Origin of the sequence: Qipengyuania algicola (genome assembly GCF_042492175.1) — a bacterium.
Taxonomy (GTDB): domain Bacteria; phylum Pseudomonadota; class Alphaproteobacteria; order Sphingomonadales; family Sphingomonadaceae; genus CAJXSN01.
The window spans coordinates 912,336-935,503 of record NZ_CP170453.1 but is presented as its reverse complement, the minus strand read 5'-3'; the positions used below and the strand labels follow the sequence as shown (position 1 = coordinate 935,503).

Here is a 23,168-nt window from a genome sequence, read left to right as displayed (position 1 = left end):
ATATGCTCGACGCGGCCCTCTTCCTGTTTGTCCTCGGCTTCTTCGCGCTGGGCGTGCGCCGCCCGTTCGTGTGGGTGCTGGCCTACCTCTATATCGATATTCTCGCGCCGCATAAGATCGGCTGGGGTCTGATGCAGATGTTTCCGCTGTCGCTCATCGCGTTCTGCGCAGCCTTTGGCGGCTGGCTGCTGACCGATACCAAGAAAGATGTGCGCTTTACCTTCAGGCAGGGACTGCTGCTGTTTTTCATGCTGTGGTGTTTCTACACCTTGCAGAGCTCGCCCTTCCCGGAAGACGCCTATGCGAAATGGGATTGGGTGTGGAAAGCGATGTTCTTCGCGATCTTCCTGCCCTTCACCCTGATGACCCGCCTGCGGCTGGAAGCGGCGGCCATGACAATGGTGCTGGCGGTGGGTGCGATCATCATCTCGGCAGGCATGAAAACCGCGACTGGCGGTGGCGGCTATGCGAGCCTCTATTTCTTCGTGAACGACAATAGCGGCCTGTATGAAAGCTCCACTCTGGCGACGGTGTCCATCGGGATTATTCCGCTGATCCTGTGGTTCACCAAGCACGGGACAATCTTTGCGCCCGACTGGCGGGTGAAGCTGTTTTGCTATGCGCTGGTCTTTGCCTGCCTGCTGATTCCGGTGGGGACAGAGGCGCGCACCGGTCTGGTCTGTATTGCAGTTTTGTTGGTGCTGGCTTTGCGCGATGTGAAGCGCCGGGCGCTGTTCATGATTGCCGGTGCTTCGCTGGGCATGATGGCGATCCCGTTCCTGCCGCAAAGCTATTTCGAGCGGATGTCGACCATTGCCAGCCATGACGGTGACCAGTCCGCCTCCACCCGTGTGGCGGTGTGGGAATGGACGTGGGAATATGTCCAGAACAACCCGCGCGGAGGGGGCTTCGACATCTACCGGGCGAACAAATTTACCTACCAGCTGCCCCAGCGCACGGGCGAGGGGAACACAAGGTCGATCGAATACAAGAAGGTGGTCGATGAAGGCCGCGCGTTCCATTCCAGCTATTTCGAAGTGTTGGGCGAGCAAGGCTATCTCGGCTTTGGCGTCTGGGCGTGGCTGCAACTGCTTGGCCTGTGGCACATGGAGCGGATCCGCCGGAAATGGCGCAAACGTACCGGCGACGGGGAGCGCTGGCAGGCACCGTTCGCCACGGCGCTGCAATATGCGCACGTCATCTATCTGGTGGGCGCGCTGTTCCAGGGCATTGCCTATCAGCCCTTCATCATGATGCTGATCGGCCTGCAAATCGCGCTGCATGTCTATTGCAAACGGCTTGATTCGCCGATCAAACGGGGAATCGGGGCCACGCGTGCCCGGCCTGCCTCTGCCAAGGACAAGCCTGCCGTAGCGGCAGCCGAGCCCGCATTGCGCTAGGCGCGCTCATCCTGCATGAATGCCCGCAATTGCAGCATTCATATCAGGAGAGGTACATGACCCCGCAAGATCTCGCCGCCAAAACAGGCGAAAACCTCGGCTCCAGCGAATGGACCGAGATGACGCAGGAAAAGGTCAACATGTTCGCCGATGCGACAGGTGACCACCAGTTCATCCATATTGACGAAGAGAAAGCCAAGATGACGCCGTTTGGCGGCACCATCGTGCACGGCTTCATGACCCTGTCGATGATCCCGTATCTGGGCGCGAACAGCGATATGCCCAAGATCGACGGCGTGAAGATGGGCGTCAATTATGGCGGCAACAAAACCCGCTTCATCGCGCCCGTCCGCGTCGGCAAACGCATCCGCGGACACTGGAAGCTGCTCGAAATGATCGAGAAGCGCCCGGGCCAGTGGCAGCAGACCGCCGAGATCACCATCGAGATCGAAGGCGAGGAAAAGCCCGCTTTGATCTGCGAGTGGATCACCCAGTACTTCGTGTAACCGGCGTCGTCCCGGCGAATACCGGGGCCGCTTTCCCCTAGGTCGTCCTTCGCTGAACGAGGCCCCGGCTTTCGCTGGGGTGACGACCCCTTTGTTTTGAGTTTTCAGGAGCATCACCATGCGCGACGCAGTTATCGTATCCACCGCCCGTACCGGAATGGGCAAAGCCTATAAGGGCGCTTTCAATTCCACTCCCGGCGCAACTCTGGGCGCCTACGCTCTGGCCCCGGCGATCGAACGCGCCGGTATCGAGCCGGGCGAAGTCGACGATGTTCTTTGGGGCTCCGCGCTCCAGCAGGGCACGCAGGCAGGCAACCTGGCGCGTCAGGTCGCTTTGAAGGCGGGCTGCCCGATCTCCACCAGCGGCATGACCATCGATCGTCAGTGCTCCAGCGGCCTGATGTCGATCGCGACGGCTTCGAAGCAGGTCACGCTCGACCGGATGGATATTGTGGCCGCAGGCGGTCAGGAATCGATCAGCCTGGTGCAAACGCCGGAAATGCGCGTCGCCCCTGACAAATCGCTGATGGCGATGCACGGCGCGATTTACATGCCGATGCTGCAAACCGCGCAGACGGTCGCCGATCGCTACGGTATCAGCCGCGAAGCACAGGACGAATACGGCCTCCAGTCGCAGCAGCGCACCGCTGCCGCTCAGGAAGCCGGTCTGTTCGATGACGAAATCGTCTCGGTCACCACCACCCATATGGTGAAAGACAAGGAAACGGGCGAAGTCTCCGAACAGGAAGTCACCATCGCCAAGGACGAGGGCAACCGTCCCTCGACCACGCTGGAAGGCCTCGCATCGCTCCAGCCGGTCCTCGGCCCCAACACGACGATCACCGCCGGTAATGCCAGCCAGCTGTCGGATGGTTCGTCCGCCGTGGTGGTGATGGAAGCCGCCGTCGCCGCGAAGAAGGGTTTGACTCCGCTGGGCCGTTATGTCGGCATGGCTGTGGCCGGCACGGAGCCCGACGAAATGGGCATCGGCCCGGTCTTCGCCATCCCCAAACTGCTCGAGCGGTTCGACCTGTCGATCGGCGATATCGGCCTGTGGGAACTCAACGAAGCGTTCGCCGTGCAGGTCCTGTACTGCCGTGACAAGCTGGGCATCGATAACGACAAGCTCAACGTCAATGGCGGCTCGATCTCCATCGGCCACCCCTACGGCATGACCGGCGCACGCTGCACCGGCCACGCGCTGCTGGAAGGCAAACGCCGTGGCGCGAAATACGCAGTCGTCACCATGTGTGTCGGCGGCGGCATGGGCGCAGCGGGCCTGTTCGAGATCTTCTAAGCACGCGCTTAACCGATAGATCGCTCGGCCTGATCGACGAGCGGATTGGTGCATTGGCCCTGCTGGATGTTAGCGTTTTCTTGAACCCAGCATTCGGCAGGGTTTTTTGCGAGGGACTATGATCAGATTTTTCGGGTTGATATTGGCGGCTCTGGGCTTGGGCATCGCCGCGCCGGCGCTGGCCAATCCGCAGCTTGCCGCCATTCCGGGCGCGCGGGCCAACATGGAAGTCTTGGACACCGAACGTTTTCGCGGCACCGCGTTTTCCTATGACCACGCGGTCACCATTGCTCTGCCAGCGAGCTACGGCGTGTTGCCGGACAAGACCTATCCGGTGCTGTGGGTGCTGGACGATCCGCTGATGACCCGGATGGCGGTTTCGACCGTCGATTTGTTGGTGAGCGGCAATATGATGCCGGAAGTCATCGTGATCGGCGTGGGCAGTCCGAGCGAAGAAGGGCTTGCCGGAGTAGGCAAGCGGATCGTCGAGTTTTCGCCCCCGGGCCAAGGTTTCGGCCCGCCGGGATTAGCGGGCGAGACCATGCGCCAGATCGTCCCGCTGCCCGAATATCCGCACCGGGCGGATGAATTTCTCGGCTTCCTGATCGACGAACTGCGCCCGCAACTGGCGCAGCGTTACCGCTTCTCCGGCGAGCATGTTTTGCACGGGCATTCGCTGGGCGGCATGCTGGGCGGCTATGCGCTGTTCAGCCGTCCGGGCGCGTTCGACAAGATGATCCTGGGCAGCCCGGCGATGGCGAATATCGACGATGCCGTGTTCAAGGCGGAGGAGCGCTTTGCTGCTCAGAACGAAGCCTTGCCCGCCACGCTCTATGTTGGCGCAGGCGGGGCGGAGGGGAACGAGTGGTTCCTCAATGTCGGCAGCATTCTGACCGGCACATCGCGCTTTGTGGAGCGGCTGCGCTTGCGCGGCTATGACGTATTGGACCTGCACAGCCAGTTCTACACCGGCGAGGACCACTATACGGTCGCCCCGCGCGTGATGCTGGATGGCCTGCGCTATCTCTACCGCGAAGAGGCTGCCGAGATCGGCTCGACATGGCCGCAACGCCCGTGATGCGCCCGTGATGTGAGGGTTCCCTGAGGCGGGCGACTGTGGCTAAAGTGCCCCAGGCGGGATCACCGCCGTCTTGGGGGACACTGACATGAAACGCCTTGCTCTGATTGCTTCGCTCGCCCTGCCTTTGGCTGCCTGCCAGCAGGATGCGGAGGAACCTTCTGCAGATCCGGTGAGCGAACTGGAGGCTGCCGCAACCGAAGAACCAGAGACCGGGGCGGGAGAGGCGGAGGAAGGGGAACCCAAAACCGAAGACGGCGAGAAAACCGAAGACGGTGTGACGTTCAGCTATTCCAAGCTCGATTTCGATGCCTGCGACCAGATCGACGCTGCCGAAGAGGGGGAGGGCGAATGGGCAATCTGGGAATGCCCGGCAGTGCAGGGCGTGCCCTATTGGGTGGCGGCAGGCGACGGGCGCTATGATCTGGATGTCGGAGCGGAAGGCGAGTTCGAAACCATTGGCGCCTTCAACGATATCGCCCCGACGATGGAATGGCGTAGCGAGGGCGGCAAACCCTTCGCGGTGATCTTCCGCTACAAGGACGTGTCGATGGAATCCGGCGGTCGCACGGTGCTGGCGGTCGAAAAGGTCGGCTCAGGCGGCGAGGCCGGCTGCCGCGTCGCGCAAATCGAGGGCAGCTATCCCAGCGCCAATGAGGAAGCGCGCAAGCTGGCGGACGCGGAGGCACGGGGCTTCACGTGCGGGAGCGACGAACCGACATTTCTCGGCAACGCGCGTTAGATTACGCCAGCGCGCGCCGAAGCCGGTCAGCCTTTATCCATTCGCGGCGATAAACTCCTCGACCACCGGGGCGATTTTGTCGCGCCATTTGCTGCCGTTGAAAATGCCGTAATGGCCTGCGCCTTCGGCCATGTAATAGCGCTTCTTCTTCTCTGACAGACCGTTGGCAAGCTTCAGCGCCGCCTTCGTCTGGCCCAGTCCTGAAATATCATCCCGCTCGCCCTCGATGGCGAGGATGGCGGTCTGGTCGATTGCGCCCAAATCCACCAGCTCGCCGCGATGGGTGAAAGTGCCGTTGGGCAGCGAGTGCTTCTGGAACACCTCCTCCACCGTCTGCAGGTAAAACTCGGCGGTCATGTCGCACACGGCGCGATATTCGTCGTAGAAATCTTTGGTCGCCTGCGCGCTTTCCTCGTCGCCCGCGGTCAGATGTTTGAACATCTCGTAATGGCTCATCATGTGATTGCTGAGGTTCATGCTCATGAAGGCCGAGAGCTGCATGAAACCGGGATACACCCGCCGCCCTGCGCCGCGGTATTGCATCGGCACGCTGGCGATAACCGACTGGCGGAACCATTCGATCGGCTTCTTCATCGCATGATCGTTGACGGTGGTCGGGCTTTCCCGTGTGTCGATCGGGCCGCCCATCATTGTCAGCGTCTGCGGCGTGGCGGGCGAATTGCTGGCGTTCATAAGCGCGGTTGCGGCAAAGGCCGGGACCGAGGGCTGGCACACCGCCATCATATGCGGGCGCTGGCCCCCTTTGTTGGCGCCTTCGACGCGGATATGCTCGAGGAATTCCATCAGGTAATCGATGTAGTCGTCGAGATCGAAGCTGCCCTCGTGCGTTGGTACCAGCTTCGCGTCGGCCCAGTCGGTGATGTAGACGATGCAGCTTTGCAGCATGCGCTCGACCGTACCGCGCAGCAGCGTAGCGTAATGCCCGCTCATGGGCGCGACAATCAGCAGGCGGGGCGAATCTTCCGGCAGCCCGGTATGGCGGAACCGCTTGAGATCGCCAAAGGGCCGGTTGACTACCGTGGCTTCTTCCACGGCATGCACTTCACCGTCTTTCTCGATCTCGGTAATGCCGAAGGCCGGTTTGCCATAGCTTGCGGTCGCATGGGCAACCACGTCGAGCGCGTTGGCGGTTATGCTGCCGATTCCGAGATAGCTCCACGGATTGGCCTGGCTGCTGAGCATTTCTGAGCTGAGCGAGGCCATGGTGCTGACCGAATTCAGCCAGTTGCGCTGCATTTCATAAGCTTTGTAAAGCACTGTTCGTCCCCTGCGGATGCTCTTCTCGGAGCATCACCGTCCTCCTTATGATGGGCGTCCTGCGCTGATTGTGCAATGCACAATACCTGATACGGCCTAACGGGCGGTGGATTTACGCCCCGGCAAACCCTAGATAGCCAGTAACAGACAAAACATGGCTATTCCCGAAACATCACAAACCACCGGTACGGACCCGGATGCTCATCGGGCCGCGCCCAAGAGCCGATCGCTCGGCCCGCTGCGCATGGTGTACCGGGAAACGGCCAAATATCCGGACAAGATCGCACTTGCTTTGATCGCACTGTTGGTGACGGCGGCGGCCACTTTGGCCATTCCGGCGGGATTCAAGCTGATTATCGATCGCGGCTTCGCGGCTGGCGGCGACCCGGCGGATATCGGGCGGTGGTTCGAATATCTGCTGATGATTGTCGGCGTGCTGGCGCTGGGCACCGCGATGCGCTTCTATTTCGTCAGCTGGATTGGCGAGCGGGTGGTCGCGGATTTGCGCAAGAAAGTGCACGCCAATCTTCTGCGGCAAGAGCCGGGCTTTTTCGAGACCAACAGCCCCAAGGAAATCAGCAGCCGGATGACCAGCGACACCGCGATTATCGAGCAGGTGGTCGGCACCACCGTATCGGTCGCCTTGCGCAATCTGCTGATGGCACTGGGCGGTACGGCTTACCTGTTTTACCTCGCGCCCTCGCTCACGCTGGGGATGACGCTGGTGATCCCTGCCGTTGTCATTCCCATCACGATATTCGGGCGGCGGCTGCGCAATGTCTCGCGCGATAGCCAGGACCGCGTGGCCGATGTGGGCGCGATGGTGACCGAAGTGCTCTCGGCGATGAAGATCGTTCAGGCCTTTGGGCAGGAACGGCGCGAGACCACGCGTTTCGGCGACGCGGTGGAGCGGATTTTCACCGTGGCGAAGCGCCGCATTGCGATCCGTGCGGCGATGACCTCGATCATCATCCTGCTGATTTTCGGCTCCATCACCCTGCTGATGTGGCGCGGGGCCATCGGCGTTTCGTCGGGCGAGATTTCCAGCGGGGCGATTGCTGCGTTCGTGATTACCGGCGGACTGGTCGCAGGCTCGTTCGGCTCGCTGACCGAGGTGTATGGCGATCTGCTGCGCGGGGCTGGGGCCGCCAGCCGTCTGAATGAATTGCTGGTCGCCCAACCTGGCATTGCGCCGCCCGACCGGCCCGAGAAATTGCCAGAGCCCCCGCGCGGCAGCTTGTCGTTCCGGGGCGTCACTTTCCAGTATCCCACCCGGCCGGAGACCAATGCGCTAGAGGGGTTCTCGCTGGAAGTCGAGCCGGGCGAAACCGTGGCGATTGTTGGCCCGTCGGGCGCAGGCAAGTCGACGATTTTCCAGCTGGCCGAGCGGTTTTACGATCCGCAGGCGGGCACGGTGCGCCTCGACGGCGTCCCGCTGACCAGTCTCGACCCGGCGCAGGTCCGCGACCGGATGGCGCTGGTCCCGCAGGATGGCGTGCTGTTCAGCGCCGATGCGCGCGATAATCTGCGCTATGGCAATTGGGCCGCGAGCGACGAGGAAATCTGGGAGGCTGCGCGCGCGGCCAATGCCGAGGATTTCCTGCGCGATCTGCCGCAGGGGCTCGACACGTTTCTGGGCGAAGACGGCACCCGGCTTTCGGGCGGGCAACAACAACGCATCGCGATTGCCCGCGCGGTTCTGCGCGATGCGCCGATCCTGCTGCTCGACGAAGCGACCAGCGCGCTGGATGCTGAAAGCGAGCGGCTGGTGCAGGATGCGCTCGATCATCTGATGCGCGGGCGCACGACGCTGGTGATCGCCCATCGGCTCGCCACGGTGCGGGCGGCGGACCGGATTGTGGTGATGGAAAACGGCAGGATTGTCGAACAGGGCCGCCATTCGCAGCTCATTGCGAATGGCGGATTGTATGCCCGGCTGGCCTCGCTGCAATTCGACGCGCCGGACGAATTGGGCACGAATGCAGCGGCCTGATCTCCATTCACGTGCCGCTCAATCGACGGGCGGCATATCCATCCGACGAATGCACCCGCTGCTGGCCGATATCGGCTATGCCGGGACCCATAGATTTACCAAGGGGACGCTCCAGATATGATCCGTACAGCCATCGCCACTTCCGCCAGTGTGCTTGCACTGGCGCTCGCCGCGCCTGCCCCCGCTCTCGCCAGTGCGCAGGACGCCGAGACCGACGCAACATCCGCAGAAGCGCCGGTTCCGGGAACACCCACTCTGCCCGATGGCGAAATGGCCGAGCCACCAAAGCCGAGCATGAGCTTCGGGGAATGGGGCTTCGATCCGCGCTATCTGTCCGAAGACATCGATCCGGGCGACGACTTCTTCGCTTACGCCAACCAGACATGGCTGGATGAGAACCCGCTGCCCTCCGACCGTGCGCGCTTCGGTGCATTCGATCTGCTGCGCGAGAAATCGACCGAAGACGTGAAGGCCGTGATCGACGATCTGACGGCCAAGCCGGTGGCCGAACTGACCGCAAACGAGAAGCGCATCGTCGATGGCTACAACGCCTTCCTCGACACCGATGCCATCGAGGCTGCGGGCCTCGCCCCGGCACAGCCTTATCTCGAGGCGATTGAAGGCGCGGAAACGCTGACCGAGCTGGTCACGCTGTGGAGCACGCCGGGCTATCCCTCGCCCCTGGGCGGCTTCGTCAATGTCGATTCGAAAGAGCCGACCCGCTACTCGGTCTATGTCGGCTCCGGCGGGCTCGGCATGCCCGACCGTGAGTATTATTTCGACGAGACCGAAAAGGGCCTGTCGATCCGCGCCGCCTATCAGGAATATCTCACCTTCCTGATGACCGAGGCTGGCTATGACGACCCCGCCGCGATGGCGCAGCGGGTCTATGATCTGGAAGACAGCTTTGCCCGCAAGGTGGCGTGGGACCGCACCGTGCGCCGCAATCGCGACCTGACCTACACCGCGCTGACGCCGGAAGAATTGCAGGGCCTGTCCGATGCCTTCCCCGTCGCCACGATGCTGGCGACCACCGGCTTCGACAAGTCGGACCGCTTCATTGTCGGCGATATGCCCCCGTCGGCCGAGCGTCTGGCCGAGCTGGAACTGGACGAGGAAACCATTGCCAAGATCGGCGGCGGAACGCCTGCGATGTTTGAATTGCTGGCGAGTGCGCCGATGGACGTGCTGCAGGCGTGGACGATCAAAGGCTTCCTCTCGGGCAATGCAGCCGTCTTGCCCAAGCGGATCGACGAGGCGAATTTCGCTTTCTACAGCACCAAGCTGAACGGCATTCCCGAGCAGCGTGAGCGCTGGAAACGTGCCGTGAGCGCGACCGAAGGCATGCTGGGCGAATTGCTGGGCGCGTCTTATGTCGAGCGGTATTTCCCGCCCGAAAGCAAAGCTTCGATGGATGAGCTGGTCGCCAATCTGCGCGTTGCGCTGGCCGAATCGCTGGAAGAAATCGACTGGATGTCCGATGCGACCAAGGTCGAGGCGATGGCCAAGCTCGACAGCTTCGATCCAAAGATCGGCTACCGCGACAATCTGGAAACCTATGAAGGTCTGGCGATCTCGGGCGACGATCCGCTGGCCAACAACATGGCCTCTGCCGAGTGGGCGCTGGCCGACAATCTGTCCAAGCTGGGTGGACCGATCGATCGGACCGAATGGTTCATGCTGCCCCAGACGGTGAACGCCTATTACAATCCGACCAAGAACGAGATCGTCTTCCCGGCGGGCATTCTGCAACAGCCGTTCTTTGGCAAAGATGCCGATCTGGCGATCAATTACGGCGCAATCGGCGGTGTGATCGGGCACGAGATCGGCCACGGTTTCGACGATCAGGGTTCGAAGTCCGACGCCAGCGGTGCGCTGCGCAATTGGTGGACCGAAGAAGATCGCGCAAACTTCGATGCGCTGGGTGACCGTCTGGTGGCGCAGTACAACGAGTTCTGCCCGCTGGATGATGGCGAGACCTGTGTGAATGGCCGCCTCGCACTGGGCGAGAACATCGGCGATCTGGGTGGTCTCTCGATGGCTTACCGCGCCTACAAGCTGGCCACAGAGGGGCAGGAGGTTCCGGTGCTCGACGGGCTGACCGGTGACCAGCGCTTCTTCCTCGCCTGGGCGCAGGTGTGGCGCGGCCAGTACCGCGAAGATGCGCTGCGGACCCAAATCCGCAGAGGGCCACACAGCCCGACCAAATACCGGACCAATGGCATCGTGCGCAATTTCGACGAATGGTATGAAGCCTTCGGCATCACCGAAGACGACGCGATGTATATTCCGCCCGAGGAGCGTGTGCGGATTTGGTGAGGTAATTCTGTACCGGGGCGTGGGGTGATTGCTGAACCCCCGCGCACCGGAAGGAGTTTGTTTGTTTCATGAACCCGCATCCGCGGGTTCGTCCTCGGTGCTGTTTCGACCCTGCGGGTCGAGCACCTGCGGGGCGGCCGCGTGGCCTTGCGGCCTGCTGGTCGCAGGCCGAGTTCCGCAGCGATATGGCCTGTTGCGACGGAGATCGGTCCAAGCCTGTACGGCTTGGCGCCGAGCATTTCGCCAAACTGCTTAGTTCTCGAATGATCTTGGTCGCGACCAGCGACCGACACAGGCCGACCGGCCGCCCGCAGCGACGCGACCTTCAGGTCGCATGAGCGAGGATAGCCTAAGGGAGCGAATGCGACCGCCGGCGCTTGAGGCCAATCAAAAGTTGACACATTCCCTCCATTGTCCATGGACCTCACCGCTATGGACAACACGATTACCGCCATCCTGCTCGGCATCCTTGAGGGGCTGACCGAGTTTCTGCCCGTTTCCTCCACCGGCCACCTGATCCTCGCGCAGGCGTGGTTCGGGTATGATCCGGCGGAATGGAGGCAGTTCAACATCGTCATCCAGCTGGGCGCTATCCTGGCGGTGGTGGTCGCCTATTTCGGCACCTTCTGGAACATGGGGATGGGCCTGCTGCGGCGCGAAGAGCAATCCCTCCGGTTCGTGCGCAACATCCTGCTCGGCTTCGTGCCCGCTGCGATTATCGGGCTGATGGCGAAAGACGCGATCGACGCGATGCTGGAGACGCCGATGGTGGTCGCAGTTGCCCTGATTGTGGGCGGAATCGCCATTCTGGTGTTGGAGAAGGTGATCCCCCCGCGCGAAGATACCGGCGTCGCGGGCATGTCGGCCAAAACCGCTCTGGCGGTCGGCTGTGTCCAGTGCCTCGCGATGATCCCCGGCACCAGCCGTTCAGGCGCGACGATCATGGGCGCGCTGGCCATGGGCGTGGGGCGCAAGACGGCGGCGGAGTTCTCCTTCTTCCTCGCGGTGCCGACCATGCTGGGCGCGGCCACGGTAAAGATTCTCGATGATCCGGCTCTGCTGGCGGGCGAGGCGACGATTGGCTGGACGGAGATCGCGCTGGGCTTCACTGCCGCCTTCGTCGTGGCGCTCGCGGTGATCAAGGCGTTTGTGGCTTATGTCAGCAAGCGCGGCTTTGCCCCGTTCGCTTGGTACCGGATTCTGCTGGGCGGAGCGTTCATCGCGTGGTTCATGACGTAAAATTACTGCTATGATTTGAAGCGCTTGGTGCATTGCAGCAAATTTCCCGGAACGCGCCCAGCGCCTTTTCGTTTATTCTGCATGACACGCAGAGAATTTTCATGGGTTTGGTAATCCTGATTGTCATCGGGGCCGTTCTCGGCTGGCTGGTGACGATTATCCTCAATATCGAAGATGCCCAGCGGGTGGGAATGCACATCCTGATTGGATCGGGAGGTTCGTTGCTCGCTGGCCTGGCGATCAGCAGCGGCGAGGCAGTGACCAGCCTCAGCCCGATTGGTCTGTTTGCCGGTATCGCCGGCAGCGGCATTGGTCTCGTGCTCTATCGGGTGTTCCAACGCACTGAAATCCGGTGATTGTTCTTAAGACGCTGGACTCAAGGTGCAGCCTGCTGTCATGTCCTAAGCGAGTCCAAATTTGGATTCGTCCGAATCAAGGGGAATTGAAATGAAGTTCACAAGCAAGACCGCCATGGTCGCCACCGCAGCCGCTCTCAGCCTCGGCCTCGCCGCATGCGACGGTGCCAACGAAGAAGCTATGGAAGATGCCGGCGAAGAAATGGTTGAAGCAACCGAAGCCGAAGCAGACGCGATGGAAGAAGCCGGCGAAATCACTGGCGACGAAGCCGACGCAATGGTCGACGAAGCCGAAGACACGGCTGACGCCATGGAAGAAGAAGGCGAAACCATGGACGAAGCCGCTTCGTAAGAAGTTTTCGCTTCGCGGTTTCGAACCGTTAGATTGGCGGTCCCGGAGCGATCCGGGGCCGCTTTTCTATTGTCGCGTCTGTTTTCCCGAGTGGCCAGCGTCCGCTTATACCGGCGCAGCTCCGCTGCCCCGTCCACCGCGCAGCAGATATTCCTGCGTTCCCCGATGCACCAAATTATCGACATCGATGATCGCTGAATTGGCATAGGTGAAGCTGGGCGGCAGATTACGATACAGCCGCTCGAAATCGCGCTCCACCGTCTGGCGGTAGAGATCTTCGAAGCTTTCTATGACGAAATAGGTCGGCTGCAGATCGCTGATGACGTAATCGGTGCGCATCACCCGGTCGACATTCAGCATGATCCGGTTGGGGCTTTCCGCCTCCACCGCGAACACTGCCTCAGTCGGGCCGGACAGAATCCCTGCGCCGTACGCCCTGATGCCGTCCGCTTCCTCGATCAGGCCAAACTCGACCGTGTACCAATAAAGCGCGCCCAATGCCTTCAGACGGTTGTAGCGCATCGCGTTCCAGCCGGCCTTGCCGTATTCGTACATGTAATCGGCATAGACCGGATCGGTCAGCATCGGCACGTGGCCGAATACGTCGTGAAAGACGTCCGGCTCCTGAATGTAATCGAATGTCTCGCGCGTGCGGATGAAATTGCCTGCCGGAAATCGGCGATTGGCCAGATGCCAGAAGAACACGTGATCGGGGATCAGCATAGGCACAGGCACCACGCTCCACCCGGTCATCGGCTCCAGCTCGGCCGAGAGGCGGGCAAATTCGGGCACGCCTCCACGGCTCAGATCGAGCCGCTCCAATCCTTTCAGGAATGCTGTGGCGGCGCGGCCCGGCAAGACCTCCATCTGGCGCGCGAAAAGGTCATTCCAGATAGCGTCGTCTTCGCCATCATAGACCGTCTGCGCAGGCTCAAGCCAATCCTCGCCCACATGTTCGGGGCGCTTCAGCGGCGCGGTGAAGACGTCATCCGGCATGTGCGGGAGGACGGAATAATCCTGATCGGTTTTTGCGAGTGTAGCCATGATGCAGATTATGTAGGTATCATCGCCGCAGATTGCTGGCAATTTCGTGAAGGGTGTAGTGTGCCGAAGCTTAAGAAAAAGGCCTACGAGGAACTGCTTGGTCCGATGGAAGAGGAACTGGTGGCCATGGCCCGCTGGGCGCGCACGACGGGCCAGCGGATCTGTGTAATTTTCGAAGGCCGCGATACGGCGGGCAAGGGCGGGGCAATCCGCGCCGTTGGCGGGCGCCTGAACCCGCGCCAGACCCGGGTTGTGGCGCTGTCCAAGCCGAGCGAACAGGAGCGCACGCAGTGGTATTTCCAGCGCTATGTCCCGCATCTGCCCAGCGCGGGCGAGATCGTGCTGTTCGACCGCAGTTGGTATAACCGCGCCGGGGTGGAGCAGGTGATGGGCTTTGCCGATGAGGCAGAGGTCGCAAAATTCCTGCGCGAGGCTCCGGTGTTCGAGCGAATGCTGGTCGATGATGGCATTCTGCTGTTCAAATATTGGCTGACGACCGATCAGGAGAAGCAGGAAGAGCGCCTGAAAGAGCGGCTGGACGATCCACTCAAACGCTGGAAGCTCTCGCCAATCGACCTCGCGGCGCGGGGGAAATATGATGCCTACACGCAGGCGCGCGAGGCGATGCTGGAGGCAACGCACACCGAACACGCGCCGTGGACACTGGTCGATTTCAACGATCAGAAACGCGGGCGACTGACGCTGGTGCGCGATCTGCTGGACCGGCTGCCGGATACACAGGTTGAGCCGGAACCGCTGGAATTTCCCGAACTGGACCACGAGCCCAAAAGCGAGAGCTACGGAGTGCTGAAGCCTATCAAGGATTATCCGGTCGACTAGTCAGATCGAGGCGCTCGCCTTCATCACCTGTCGGCCATCTGAGGCAAACGCGCCCAGTTCGTAGTCGCCCTCGCTGCGGCGCATCACCAGATGCAGCGGCTCGCCCGTGATAGCGGGTGACACGCCCCGGAATGAGAACTTCCGCACCCTATTCTCGCCCAGCTCCCTCGCCGCCAATTGCAGCAGCAGACTGGCAGTGAGTGGCCCGTGGACGACCAGCCCGCGATAGCGCTCTTGCGTCTGGGCATAGGGCAAATCGTAATGGATGCGGTGGGTGTTGAAGGTCAGCGCCGAGTAGCGAAACAGCAGCCGGGGATCCGGCGTCAGGCCGCTATGTGCGTCCCATGCGGAGGGATCGAATGCGCCTTCGCCCATCTCCGGTGGGCTGAGCGGCGCATCGGCTGCAGCCGCATCGCGGTAAACCAGCGTTTGGGTCTCGCGCACCGACAAAGTGCCATTGCTCGTCGTCTCATGCGCGACTTGGACGAAGGCGAGTTTGCCCGATCCGCCGTCCTTCTCGCTGATAGACGCGACGCGGCTGGTGCGGTCGATGTCCGCGCCTATTGCAATGGGGGCTATGAAATCGATCTCGCTTGAGGCCCACATCCGGCGCGGCATCGGGAACGGGGGAAGGAAACTGTCCGGATTGTCATCGCGCGCCGGGTGGCCGTCCTCGCCAAGGCAATCGGTGCGCGCTTCGGGCGTGCACAGCGCGAAGTGGATGCCCTGCGGCATCACCCCATCGCCGGGCCATTCGAGATCGAAGGTGGAGCACCATTGGAATGCGTGCTGCGGTGTGAGCGTGTCGCGGCCACTCTGCTCGCGCCCGATCCACGCGTCCCACCCGGCCATGTCAGACCGCGCGCTCGAATACCGCAGCGATGCCTTGCCCGCCGCCGATGCACATGGTTTCGAGGCCGTAGCGCACTTCGCGGCGGTGCATTTCATGCGCCATGTCGGCCAGAATGCGCCCGCCGGTCGCGCCGATGGGATGGCCCAGCGAAATGCCCGAGCCGTTGACGTTGAGGATATCGCGGCGGCTGTCATCCTCGCTCCAGCCCCAGCCTTTCAGCACCGCCAGCACTTGCGGCGCGAAGGCTTCGTTGAGTTCGACGAGCCCGATATCGTCCCAGTTGTATCCGCGCCGTTCGAACAGCCGCTCAACCGCCGGCACAGGGCCGATGCCCATGCGCGAGGGGTCGCAGCCTGCCGCCGCCCAGCCGCCGAACCACAGCATCGGCTCCAGCCCCAATTCCTCCAGCTTGTCTTCGGCCACCACCAGACACGCGGCAGCGGCATCGTTTTGCTGGCTGGCATTGCCTGCCGTCACGATCGCCTCGGGGTTTTGCCGCCCTTCGATGGCGCGCAATTTGCCGAGCGTTTCCATGTCGGCATCGGCGCGGTAGCCTTCGTCCTCCGAGAAAGTGACCGGATCGCCGCGCCGTTGCGGTACGTCGATAGGGACGAGCTGTGCATCGAACTTGCCTGCGTCCCACGCCGCAGCCGCGTTCTGGTGGCTGCGCACGGCAAAAGCATCGGCTGCCTCGCGCGAGATATTGTAATCCTTGGCGAGGTTTTCCGCCGTTTCGATCATGCCGGTAATCACGCCGAAGCGCTCGATTGGCTGGCTCATCACACGGCCCCGGCTCAGCCGATCATGCAGGGTCAGGTCGCCCATCCGCGCGCCGTGGCGGCCCTGCGTGGTGTAGTGCTCTACATTGGACATGCTCTCGCAGCCGCCCGCGACCACCACGTCGGCCATCCCGGTCTCGACCATCATCGCCGCGTTGGCGATGGCCTGCAGTCCCGATCCGCAGCGCCGGTCGAGCTGATATCCCGGTACTTCCAAAGGCAGATCGGCTGCCAGCCATGACCAGTGCCCGATGCACGGGGCCTCGCCGTTGCCGTAGCCCTGACTGAAAACCACATCGTCGACCCGTGCGGGATCGATCCCGGTGCGCTCCATCAGCGCCTTCAGGATTACAGCCCCCAATTGCCCGGCATCCATCGGTGCCAGCGTGCCGAGGAACTTGCCGACCGGCGTGCGAAGCGGCGAGACGATTGCGGCTCTTCTGGACATATCGGACGGTTCCTATCGGTTGTTCTTGTCGCTGGTGCGCACGATGCCGCGATCAATCAGATCGCCGATACTGCCGCTGCCCAGGCCCAGCCGCTCGGCCAGGACTTCTTCGCTGTGCTGGCCCAGATATGGCGCAGGGGCGGGGTCGCCGGCCTCACGCTCCGGGATATTGGCGAAACTGCGCGGGGCAGGATATCCGAACCCGCTGGGATTGGCGGGCGAGGGGCCGAACAGCGGATTATCGCCCACGAGCTGCGGGTCCTGCGCGGCCTCGTGCGCGGTGCGGTATTTCTCGAACGTGGTGCCCGCCGCCGCCATGCGTTTTTCCAGCTTGGCATATTTCAGCCCGCTGGCGACATTCTGGAACAGATCGAATAGCCGGTGGCGATGGGTGAAGCGCGGCTCATCCCCGGCGCTGAAATCCACGCCCAGCTCTTTTTCGAGAGAACCAATCGCCTCGCCCAGATTGAACGCTTCGACGAGGCCCGCCCATTGCTTTGCGGTCAGCGCGGCGACCATAAAGCGCACGCCGTCCTTGCTACGGAAATCGCGGCCGAACGCGCCCCAGATGGCATTGCCCAGCCGCTCCCGGTCCCCGCCGCGATAGAGCATTTCCGCCATCATGCCCGAATTGGCGACTGTGCCGATGGCCACATCGCCCAGCGGCACGCGCAATTCGCTGCCTTCCCCGGTGGCGTCGCGGTGGCGCAGCGCGGCCATCAGGGCAAAGGCGCAATAGGCCCCGGTGATAAAATCCCACGCAGGCAGGATCTGGTTGACCGGCGGCGCGGTGTCCGGGTCCCAGTCCTCCGGCCCGCCCATCAGCGGATACCCGCTGGCGGCATTGACGGTAAAGTCCATGGCCTGACGCCCGTCATGCCAGCCCATGATCCGCACGCTGATCATGTCAGTGCGATTGTCTGGACGGTGCGCCTGCATCGCGGCGTGGCCCAGAAAACTTCGCTCCGGCAAATTGGTGATGCACTGCCCCGTCTGGCCTGCCAGTTGTGCGCACAGCTCGCGCCCTTCGCCGCTGCGCAGGTCCAGCGCGACCGATTTCTTGGCGCGGTTGAGGTTTTCCCAGCTGAGCGAGCGTCCCTCTTCGGTCAGCATGAAGCGGTCGTAATCGAGGCCCCCTGCGACATGGTCCACGCGGATGACTTCTGCACCCATTTGCGCGCAATACAGCCCGGCGGTGGGTGAAGCGACGAAGCTGGAGACTTCGACGATGCTCAGGTCATTGAGAAGTTGATACACGTCAGGCAGCCGCTGCCCATTCGCGCAGCATATGCTTGGCGATTTGCAGCTCGAGGATTTGGGTCGTGCCCTCGTAAATCCGGTAAATGCGCGCATCGCGGAAGAACCGTTCGGCATCGTATTCGGCCAGATAGCCCGCGCCGCCATAGACCTGCACCACCCGGTCGACGACCCGGCCGCACATTTCGCTGGCGAAGACTTTGAAAGCGGCAGCGTGCTTTACCGTGTTCTCGCCTCGGTCGACCCGCGCGGTGACATCGGCCATCATTGCCTCGGCAGCGTAAATCTCGGTCCAGCTTTCGGCCAGCATCTGCTGGATCAGCTGGAAATTGGCGATCGGTTCGCCAAAGGCCTGTCGCTCATTGGCGTATTGCACCGCGCTGTCGAGCGCGCGGCGGGCATACCCTGCCGAGGCGGCACCTACCGAAATGCGCCCGTTGTCGAGGCTCTGCATGGCAAAGCGGAAGCCCTTGCCCGTCTCGCCGCCCAGCAGCGCCTCGCCCGGCACATGAACATCGTCCAGCATCACATCCGAGATATGGCTGCCCGACTGGCCCATCTTCTTGTCGGGGCTGCTGGTCGACATGCCCGGCGTATCCATTGGCACGATGAAAGCGCTGACATGCGCGTTTTTGGGCAGCGCTTCCTTCTCAGTGCGAGCCATGATCAGCGCGACATCGGCGTGCGGAGCATTGGTGATGTAGCGTTTGGAGCCGTTCAAGACCCAGCCATTGCCGCTGGGATCGGGCTTGGCAAAGGTCGCCATGGCCGCACTGTCGGAGCCTGAACCGGGTTCGGTCAGCCCGAAACAGGCGATTTCTCCGGCGGCAATACGCGGCCACCATTCCGCCTGCTGTTCGGGTGTGCCGCCGTTCTTGATCGCCGAATTGAACATCCCGACATTGATCGAGAAGATCGATCGATAGGCCGGCGCGGCATAGGCCATGGTGTTGACCACCTTCGCATATTGCTGCGTGTTTAGCCCTGCGCCGCCGAAATCTTCCGGCACAGTCAGGCCGAATAGGCCCATTTCCTTCATTTCCGCGACGATGTCTTCGGGGATCGCGTCATTCGCGATCACGTCCTTTTCCGCCGGGATCAGGCGTTCGCGGACATAGCGCTCCAGCTGCTCGATGAACTGCGCGAATGTGTCAGCGTCCATACCTTCATTGATCATTCGGTGGGCTCCTCTTGCGCGCCTTCAGCGGCTGGCGTTTCTGTCTCCGGTGCCGCGTTGCCCAGCGTATCGGGCGGCAGACGCCGCGCTTCGATCATTTCTGCGGCCTCGTCCAGCGCGCGCGCCTCACCCACCGAGACCCCGCCCGGCCCCGGATCATTGTCCGAGGGACCACAGGCGGAGAGCAGGGCGATGGCTGCAATTGCGGTCGACGCTTTGTGGCGAGAAATCATGGCAGACAGTCGCCGCTTTACTCGGTAGCTTCGTTGACGGCGTCTTCGCCCGCATCGACCGCGTCTTCCATGGCGTCTGCCCCGTCATTGGCAGCATCTTCCGTGGCGGCGGCGGCACCGGCGGCAATCGCTGCTACGTCTGCGGCAGCCGCAGCGGCGGCTTCACCGGCTGTCTCGGCGCTCGCTACGTCGGCGGCTGTCGGTTCTGGATCGCTCGCTTCGTCCTCTTCCACGACCGGAGCAGGTGCGGGCGCAACATTCTCGTCGACCACAGGCTCTGCGGTGACGCCTTCCATCGCTTCGTCAGCCGGGATCTCAACCGTGTCGGCGACTGCTTCTTCCGAGGCATCATCGCTGCTGCCGCAGGCGGCCAGAGCAAGCGCTCCGGTAAGGGCGAAAGCTGTTTTCAATACGGTTTTCATGGGTGCGCTCCTGATTGTTATATGATTGTGCGCCTGTTCTAGCCGCGCATCGCGCTGCGGGCAAAGGGGGAAAACACATGTCCATCCTGCTTGCGGAAAGCCCGATGTGTGGCATGGCCTGCCAGATGGACGCAGCGACCGCCCCTGACACAAGAAATAGCCTTCCAGGCACCGGCCCGGAAGATGGGCTGGACGCGGCGCGCGAGACTCTGCGTGAATTGTTCGGCTTTAGCGATTTTCGCGGACGGCAGGCGGAGGTTGTCTCGCGGGTTCTGAAGGGGGCCTCCACGCTTGCCGTGATGCCCACCGGTGCGGGCAAGTCGCTGACCTACCAGTTGCCGGCGGCGATGCTGGAGGGGACCTGTGTGGTCATATCTCCGCTGATCGCGCTGATGCATGATCAGCTGCGCTCCGCCCGCGCCAACGGGATCCGCGCCGCGACACTGACCAGTGCCGACAGCGACTGGCGCGAAACGATGGACGCCTACCGCGCAGGCCAGCTCGATCTGCTGTATGTCGCGCCCGAACGCGCCAGTCAGCCGGCCTTTTGTGACCTGCTGACTGCGGCCCCGATTGCGCTATTCGCCATCGACGAGGCGCATTGCGTGTCCGAATGGGGGCATGATTTCCGGCCCGATTACCGCCAGCTGCGCCCGCTGATGGACCGGTTCGACGATGTGCCGCGCCTCGCGCTGACGGCGACGGCGGACGAGGCAACGCGGGCAGATATTCTGACGCAGCTGGGCATTCCCGAAGGCGGCCTGATCGTTGCCGGGTTCGACCGGCCCAATATCCGCTACACTGTCCGCCACCGCGACAATCCGGTCCGCCAGCTGACCCAGCTGATGGCCGACAATCCGGGACCCGGTATTGTCTACGCGCCCACGCGCAAGAAGGTAGAGGACATCGCGGCCAAGCTGGCGGCGGCGACCGGGCGCGATGTGTTGCCGTATCATGCCGGACTCGATCCGCAGGTGCGGGCCGATCATCAGGCACGCTTTGTGGCGAGCGAGGACATGGTGATGGTCGCGACCATCGCGTTCGGCATGGGGATCGACAAGCCGGATGTGCGCTTTGTGGCCCATGCCAGCGTACCCAAATCGATCGAGGCCTATTATCAGGAAACCGGCCGCGCGGGCCGCGATGGTGACCCGGCTCAGGCGGTGATGCTGTGGGCCGCCGGTGACTTTGCCACTGCGCGCCAGCGGCTGGGCGAACTGCCTGATGACCGGCGGGCGGGCGATGCCAAGCGGCTGGATGCGCTGGCCATGCTGGTCGAAACGCCTGAGTGCCGCCGCGCGCTGTTGCTCAGGCATTTTGGCGAGGACCCGCCGGCCAAGTGCGGCAATTGCGACAATTGTCTGGATGCGCCCGGCGTGATCGATGCGACCCAAGTGTCGCGCAAGCTGCTCTCTGCCGCTTACCGAACGGGGCAGAGTTTCGGCTTCGGCCATCTACAGAAGGTGCTGACCGGCAGCAGCGACGAGCGCATCGAGCAGCGCGGCCATGACCGGCTGAGCGTGTTCGGAATTGTCGCAGGCGAGGAGGCAGCGCTGCTGCGCCCGGTGGCGCGGGCCTTGCAGGCGCGCGGCGCGCTGGTTGCGACCGAGCATGGCGGGCTGGCGCTGGGCGGCGATGCCAAGGCGATCCTGAAAGGCGAGATGGACGTGACCATTGTTCAGCCTCCCAAGCGTGCGCCGCGATCCGGCAGGCGTGAACGCACGCCCAATCCGGTGGGCGATCCGCTGTTCGATGCCTTGCGCGAATTGCGCCGCGAACTCGCGCTGGAAGGGCAAGTGCCGCCCTATGTTATCTTTCACGATGCGGTGCTGCGGGCGATGGCGAGCGAGCGTCCGGCAACTCTCGATGCGCTGGCGACGATTAACGGTGTCGGGGCGAAGAAGCTGGAGGCCTATGGCGAGCGCTTCCTCGACTGTATCCGGCGGCACTAGGACGGCACTCCATTGCAGAGGTTGACGGGTCGTTAACCTTTTTTCGTTACGCGTAGCAGCATGACACATTCCTCGCTCAACTCGCCCACTTTTCTGACGCCTGTGGAATACAATCAGGCCAAGCCGCTCAGCCGACCTTCCGTGCTGATTGGCGGAGCTATTGCAGCTGCCGCGATCGCGCTGATTCCCGCTGCGGCATTGCTGGCGCAGGGGGCGCCCGCGCCCTTCACCGTGGTCGAAAGCGGGCAGGGCTTCGGATCCCTGCAGGCGGCAGTGGATGCGATTGGCGACGGGCAGGGCAGCATTGCCATCCGCTCCGGCACCTATCGCGATTGCGCCGTGCAGAAGGGCGGCTCGGTCTCCTATCTCGCCTCCACCGCAGGCGACGTGGTGTTCGATGGCGGCACCTGCGAAGGCAAGGCCGCGCTGGTCCTGCGCGGGCAGGACGCCAATATCGCCGGGATCGTGTTCAAGAACATGGCCGTGCCCGACGCTAACGGCGCCGGTATCCGCCTGGAAAAAGGCAACCTCACCATCACGCAAAGCTGGTTCCTCGATAGCCAGCAAGGCATTCTGACGGCCAATGGCATGCCCAGCCGCATCGTCATCGACCGGTCGACATTCTCCGGCCTCGGCACCTGCGAAGGCGCAGGGGGCTGCGCGCACTCGATCTATATTGGCCGCGTCGCGCATCTGCGCGTCACCCGCAGCCGGTTCGAACGCGGGCAGGGTGGCCACTATGTCAAATCCCGCGCCGCGCGCACCGACGTTGCCGCCTCCAGCTTTGACGACAGCGCTGGCAATGCGACCAATTACATGATCGACATTTCCAACGGCAGCGTGGGCCAGATCACCAACAACTGGTTCGTCCAAGGCCGCGACAAGGAAAACTACTCCGCCTTCATCGCTGTCGCTCCAGAGGGTGCGGAGAACACCTCCAACGGTCTGGTGATCGCCGGAAACGACGCCCGCTTCGTGCCGGGTTTGTCGCGCAATTCCGCCTTCGTGGCGGACTGGTCGGGCCACAATCTGACCATCGAAGACAACAACATCGCGGCGGGTCTCAAGCGCTACGAGAAGCGCTGAACGCTGGCTGTCAGCCGAACGCGGGCGCCAGAGTCAGCTGGCCCGATGGTGGATCGCCCTGCAGGGTCTTGATCTGCAAGACCGGGTCCATCTGCTGTGATAGGGTCACCTCGTGCTCCAGAATGAAGCCGAAGCGCCCGTAATAAGCAGGGTTGCCGACCAGTGCGATGCCGTGAGCGCCGCGCTCTGCCATCTGGCGAGCGCCTTCCTCGATTAAAGCAGAGCCGATGCCGCTGTGCTGGTGTGCGGGCACGACCGAGACGGGCGAGAGCTGGAACCATGGTCCGCTGGCCTGTTCGATTGTGATCGGCGAAAATCCGATATGGCCGACTATGCTGCCGCCGTCATCGACTGCGACGAGCGACAACACCAGATCGCCGTCCTCGCGCAATTTCTCGACCAGCGGGCCTTCATCGCCATCGCTGAAGGGCATGTCCTTAAACGCCGCATCGGTCAGGGTGCGGATGGCGCGCTCATCTCCTGGCCTTTCCTGTCGGATCGAGATTTGCATGTTGCG

Annotated in this window: 22 protein-coding genes; 13 read left to right on the top strand and 9 right to left on the bottom strand. The window is 62.6% G+C overall.

The annotated features are described in order from the left end of the window. The first annotated feature begins 2 nt into the window (after positions 1-2). From ACFCW2_RS04475 to ACFCW2_RS04455, 5 genes are all read left to right on the top strand, one after another. Positions 3-1,400, top strand: coding sequence for a DUF5935 domain-containing protein (locus ACFCW2_RS04475; RefSeq protein ID WP_379548429.1), 1,398 nt, complete (start codon positions 3-5; stop codon positions 1,398-1,400). A 56-nt stretch (positions 1,401-1,456) separates the two neighbouring features. Further along, positions 1,457-1,906 (top strand): MaoC family dehydratase, encoded by a 450-nt coding sequence (locus ACFCW2_RS04470; RefSeq protein ID WP_379548428.1) that lies wholly within the window; start codon positions 1,457-1,459, stop codon positions 1,904-1,906. Positions 1,907-2,024: 118 nt separating this feature from the next. Next, positions 2,025-3,203, top strand: coding sequence for an acetyl-CoA C-acyltransferase (locus ACFCW2_RS04465; RefSeq protein WP_379548427.1), 1,179 nt, complete (start codon positions 2,025-2,027; stop codon positions 3,201-3,203). 118 nt (positions 3,204-3,321) lie between these two features. Further along, the gene (locus tag ACFCW2_RS04460; protein ID WP_379548426.1) at positions 3,322-4,281 is read left to right on the top strand and encodes an alpha/beta hydrolase; all 960 of its coding nucleotides are present in this window, start codon (positions 3,322-3,324) and stop codon (positions 4,279-4,281) included. Between the two features lie 88 nt (positions 4,282-4,369). Beyond that, positions 4,370-5,023, top strand: coding sequence for a hypothetical protein (locus tag ACFCW2_RS04455; protein WP_379548425.1), 654 nt, complete (start codon positions 4,370-4,372; stop codon positions 5,021-5,023). 33 nt (positions 5,024-5,056) lie between these two features. On the opposite strand, the gene ACFCW2_RS04450 is transcribed toward ACFCW2_RS04455, so the two are convergent. Then, complete coding sequence (locus tag ACFCW2_RS04450) at positions 5,057-6,301, bottom strand: polyhydroxyalkanoate depolymerase (RefSeq protein ID WP_379548424.1); 1,245 nt, start codon at positions 6,299-6,301, stop codon at positions 5,057-5,059. 154 nt (positions 6,302-6,455) lie between these two features. On the opposite strand from ACFCW2_RS04450, the gene ACFCW2_RS04445 reads away from it, so the two are divergent. The 5 genes from ACFCW2_RS04445 to ACFCW2_RS04425 all read left to right on the top strand — a co-directional run bounded on the left by ACFCW2_RS04445 (position 6,456) and on the right by ACFCW2_RS04425 (position 12,560). Beyond that, positions 6,456-8,294: an ABC transporter transmembrane domain-containing protein gene (locus ACFCW2_RS04445; protein ID WP_379548423.1), complete on the top strand. Its 1,839-nt coding sequence runs from the start codon at positions 6,456-6,458 to the stop codon at positions 8,292-8,294. A 117-nt stretch (positions 8,295-8,411) separates the two neighbouring features. Further along, entirely contained in the window at positions 8,412-10,613 is a 2,202-nt protein-coding gene (locus ACFCW2_RS04440; RefSeq protein WP_379548422.1) for a M13 family metallopeptidase, read from the top strand. 432 nt (positions 10,614-11,045) lie between these two features. Continuing rightward, positions 11,046-11,852, top strand: a complete 807-nt coding sequence (locus ACFCW2_RS04435) for an undecaprenyl-diphosphate phosphatase (protein ID WP_379548421.1) — start codon at positions 11,046-11,048, stop codon at positions 11,850-11,852. 101 nt (positions 11,853-11,953) lie between these two features. Beyond that, positions 11,954-12,208 (top strand): hypothetical protein, encoded by a 255-nt coding sequence (locus ACFCW2_RS04430; RefSeq protein ID WP_379548420.1) that lies wholly within the window; start codon positions 11,954-11,956, stop codon positions 12,206-12,208. Positions 12,209-12,299: 91 nt separating this feature from the next. Then, positions 12,300-12,560, top strand: coding sequence for a hypothetical protein (locus tag ACFCW2_RS04425; RefSeq protein WP_379548419.1), 261 nt, complete (start codon positions 12,300-12,302; stop codon positions 12,558-12,560). Positions 12,561-12,665: 105 nt separating this feature from the next. Here ACFCW2_RS04425 and phhA read toward each other — a convergent pair whose 3' ends face one another. Further along, on the bottom strand, positions 12,666-13,604 hold the full coding sequence (phhA, locus tag ACFCW2_RS04420; RefSeq protein ID WP_379548418.1) for a phenylalanine 4-monooxygenase: 939 nt from the start codon (positions 13,602-13,604) through the stop codon (positions 12,666-12,668). Positions 13,605-13,709: 105 nt separating this feature from the next. Here phhA and ppk2 point away from each other — a divergent pair, with 105 nt between their 5' ends. Further along, positions 13,710-14,444 (top strand): polyphosphate kinase 2, encoded by a 735-nt coding sequence (gene ppk2, locus ACFCW2_RS04415; protein ID WP_379548922.1) that lies wholly within the window; start codon positions 13,710-13,712, stop codon positions 14,442-14,444. Here ppk2 and ACFCW2_RS04410 read toward each other — a convergent pair whose 3' ends face one another. The 6 genes from ACFCW2_RS04410 to ACFCW2_RS04385 are packed head-to-tail and all read right to left on the bottom strand — an operon-like array spanning position 14,445 to position 19,613. Next, positions 14,445-15,296, bottom strand: a complete 852-nt coding sequence (locus ACFCW2_RS04410; RefSeq protein ID WP_379548417.1) for an FAS1-like dehydratase domain-containing protein — start codon at positions 15,294-15,296, stop codon at positions 14,445-14,447. Between the two features lies 1 nt (position 15,297). Further along, positions 15,298-16,524: an acetyl-CoA C-acetyltransferase gene (locus ACFCW2_RS04405; protein ID WP_379548416.1), complete on the bottom strand. Its 1,227-nt coding sequence runs from the start codon at positions 16,522-16,524 to the stop codon at positions 15,298-15,300. A gap of 12 nt (positions 16,525-16,536) precedes the next feature. Further along, on the bottom strand, positions 16,537-17,781 hold the full coding sequence (locus ACFCW2_RS04400) for a CoA transferase (RefSeq protein ID WP_379548415.1): 1,245 nt from the start codon (positions 17,779-17,781) through the stop codon (positions 16,537-16,539). Position 17,782: 1 nt separating this feature from the next. Then, positions 17,783-18,958 carry an acyl-CoA dehydrogenase family protein gene (locus ACFCW2_RS04395; RefSeq protein WP_379548414.1) on the bottom strand — a complete coding sequence of 392 codons (1,176 nt, stop codon included), beginning with the start codon at positions 18,956-18,958 and terminating at the stop codon, positions 17,783-17,785. Next, positions 18,955-19,191 (bottom strand): hypothetical protein, encoded by a 237-nt coding sequence (locus ACFCW2_RS04390; protein ID WP_379548413.1) that lies wholly within the window; start codon positions 19,189-19,191, stop codon positions 18,955-18,957. The genes ACFCW2_RS04395 and ACFCW2_RS04390 overlap by 4 nt, the downstream gene beginning before the upstream one ends. Positions 19,192-19,208: 17 nt before the next feature. After that, entirely contained in the window at positions 19,209-19,613 is a 405-nt protein-coding gene (locus ACFCW2_RS04385; RefSeq protein ID WP_379548412.1) for a hypothetical protein, read from the bottom strand. A gap of 125 nt (positions 19,614-19,738) precedes the next feature. Between ACFCW2_RS04385 and recQ the strand changes: the two genes are divergently transcribed. Both recQ and ACFCW2_RS04375 read left to right on the top strand, forming a co-directional pair. Further along, positions 19,739-21,565 (top strand): DNA helicase RecQ, encoded by a 1,827-nt coding sequence (gene recQ, locus ACFCW2_RS04380; protein ID WP_379548921.1) that lies wholly within the window; start codon positions 19,739-19,741, stop codon positions 21,563-21,565. 60 nt (positions 21,566-21,625) lie between these two features. Continuing rightward, a complete protein-coding gene (locus ACFCW2_RS04375; protein ID WP_379548411.1) occupies positions 21,626-22,651 on the top strand; it encodes a right-handed parallel beta-helix repeat-containing protein in 1,026 nt (341 codons plus the stop codon). 10 nt (positions 22,652-22,661) lie between these two features. On the opposite strand, the gene ACFCW2_RS04370 is transcribed toward ACFCW2_RS04375, so the two are convergent. Next, positions 22,662-23,162, bottom strand: coding sequence for a GNAT family N-acetyltransferase (locus ACFCW2_RS04370; RefSeq protein ID WP_379548410.1), 501 nt, complete (start codon positions 23,160-23,162; stop codon positions 22,662-22,664). Positions 23,163-23,168 lie beyond the last annotated feature (6 nt).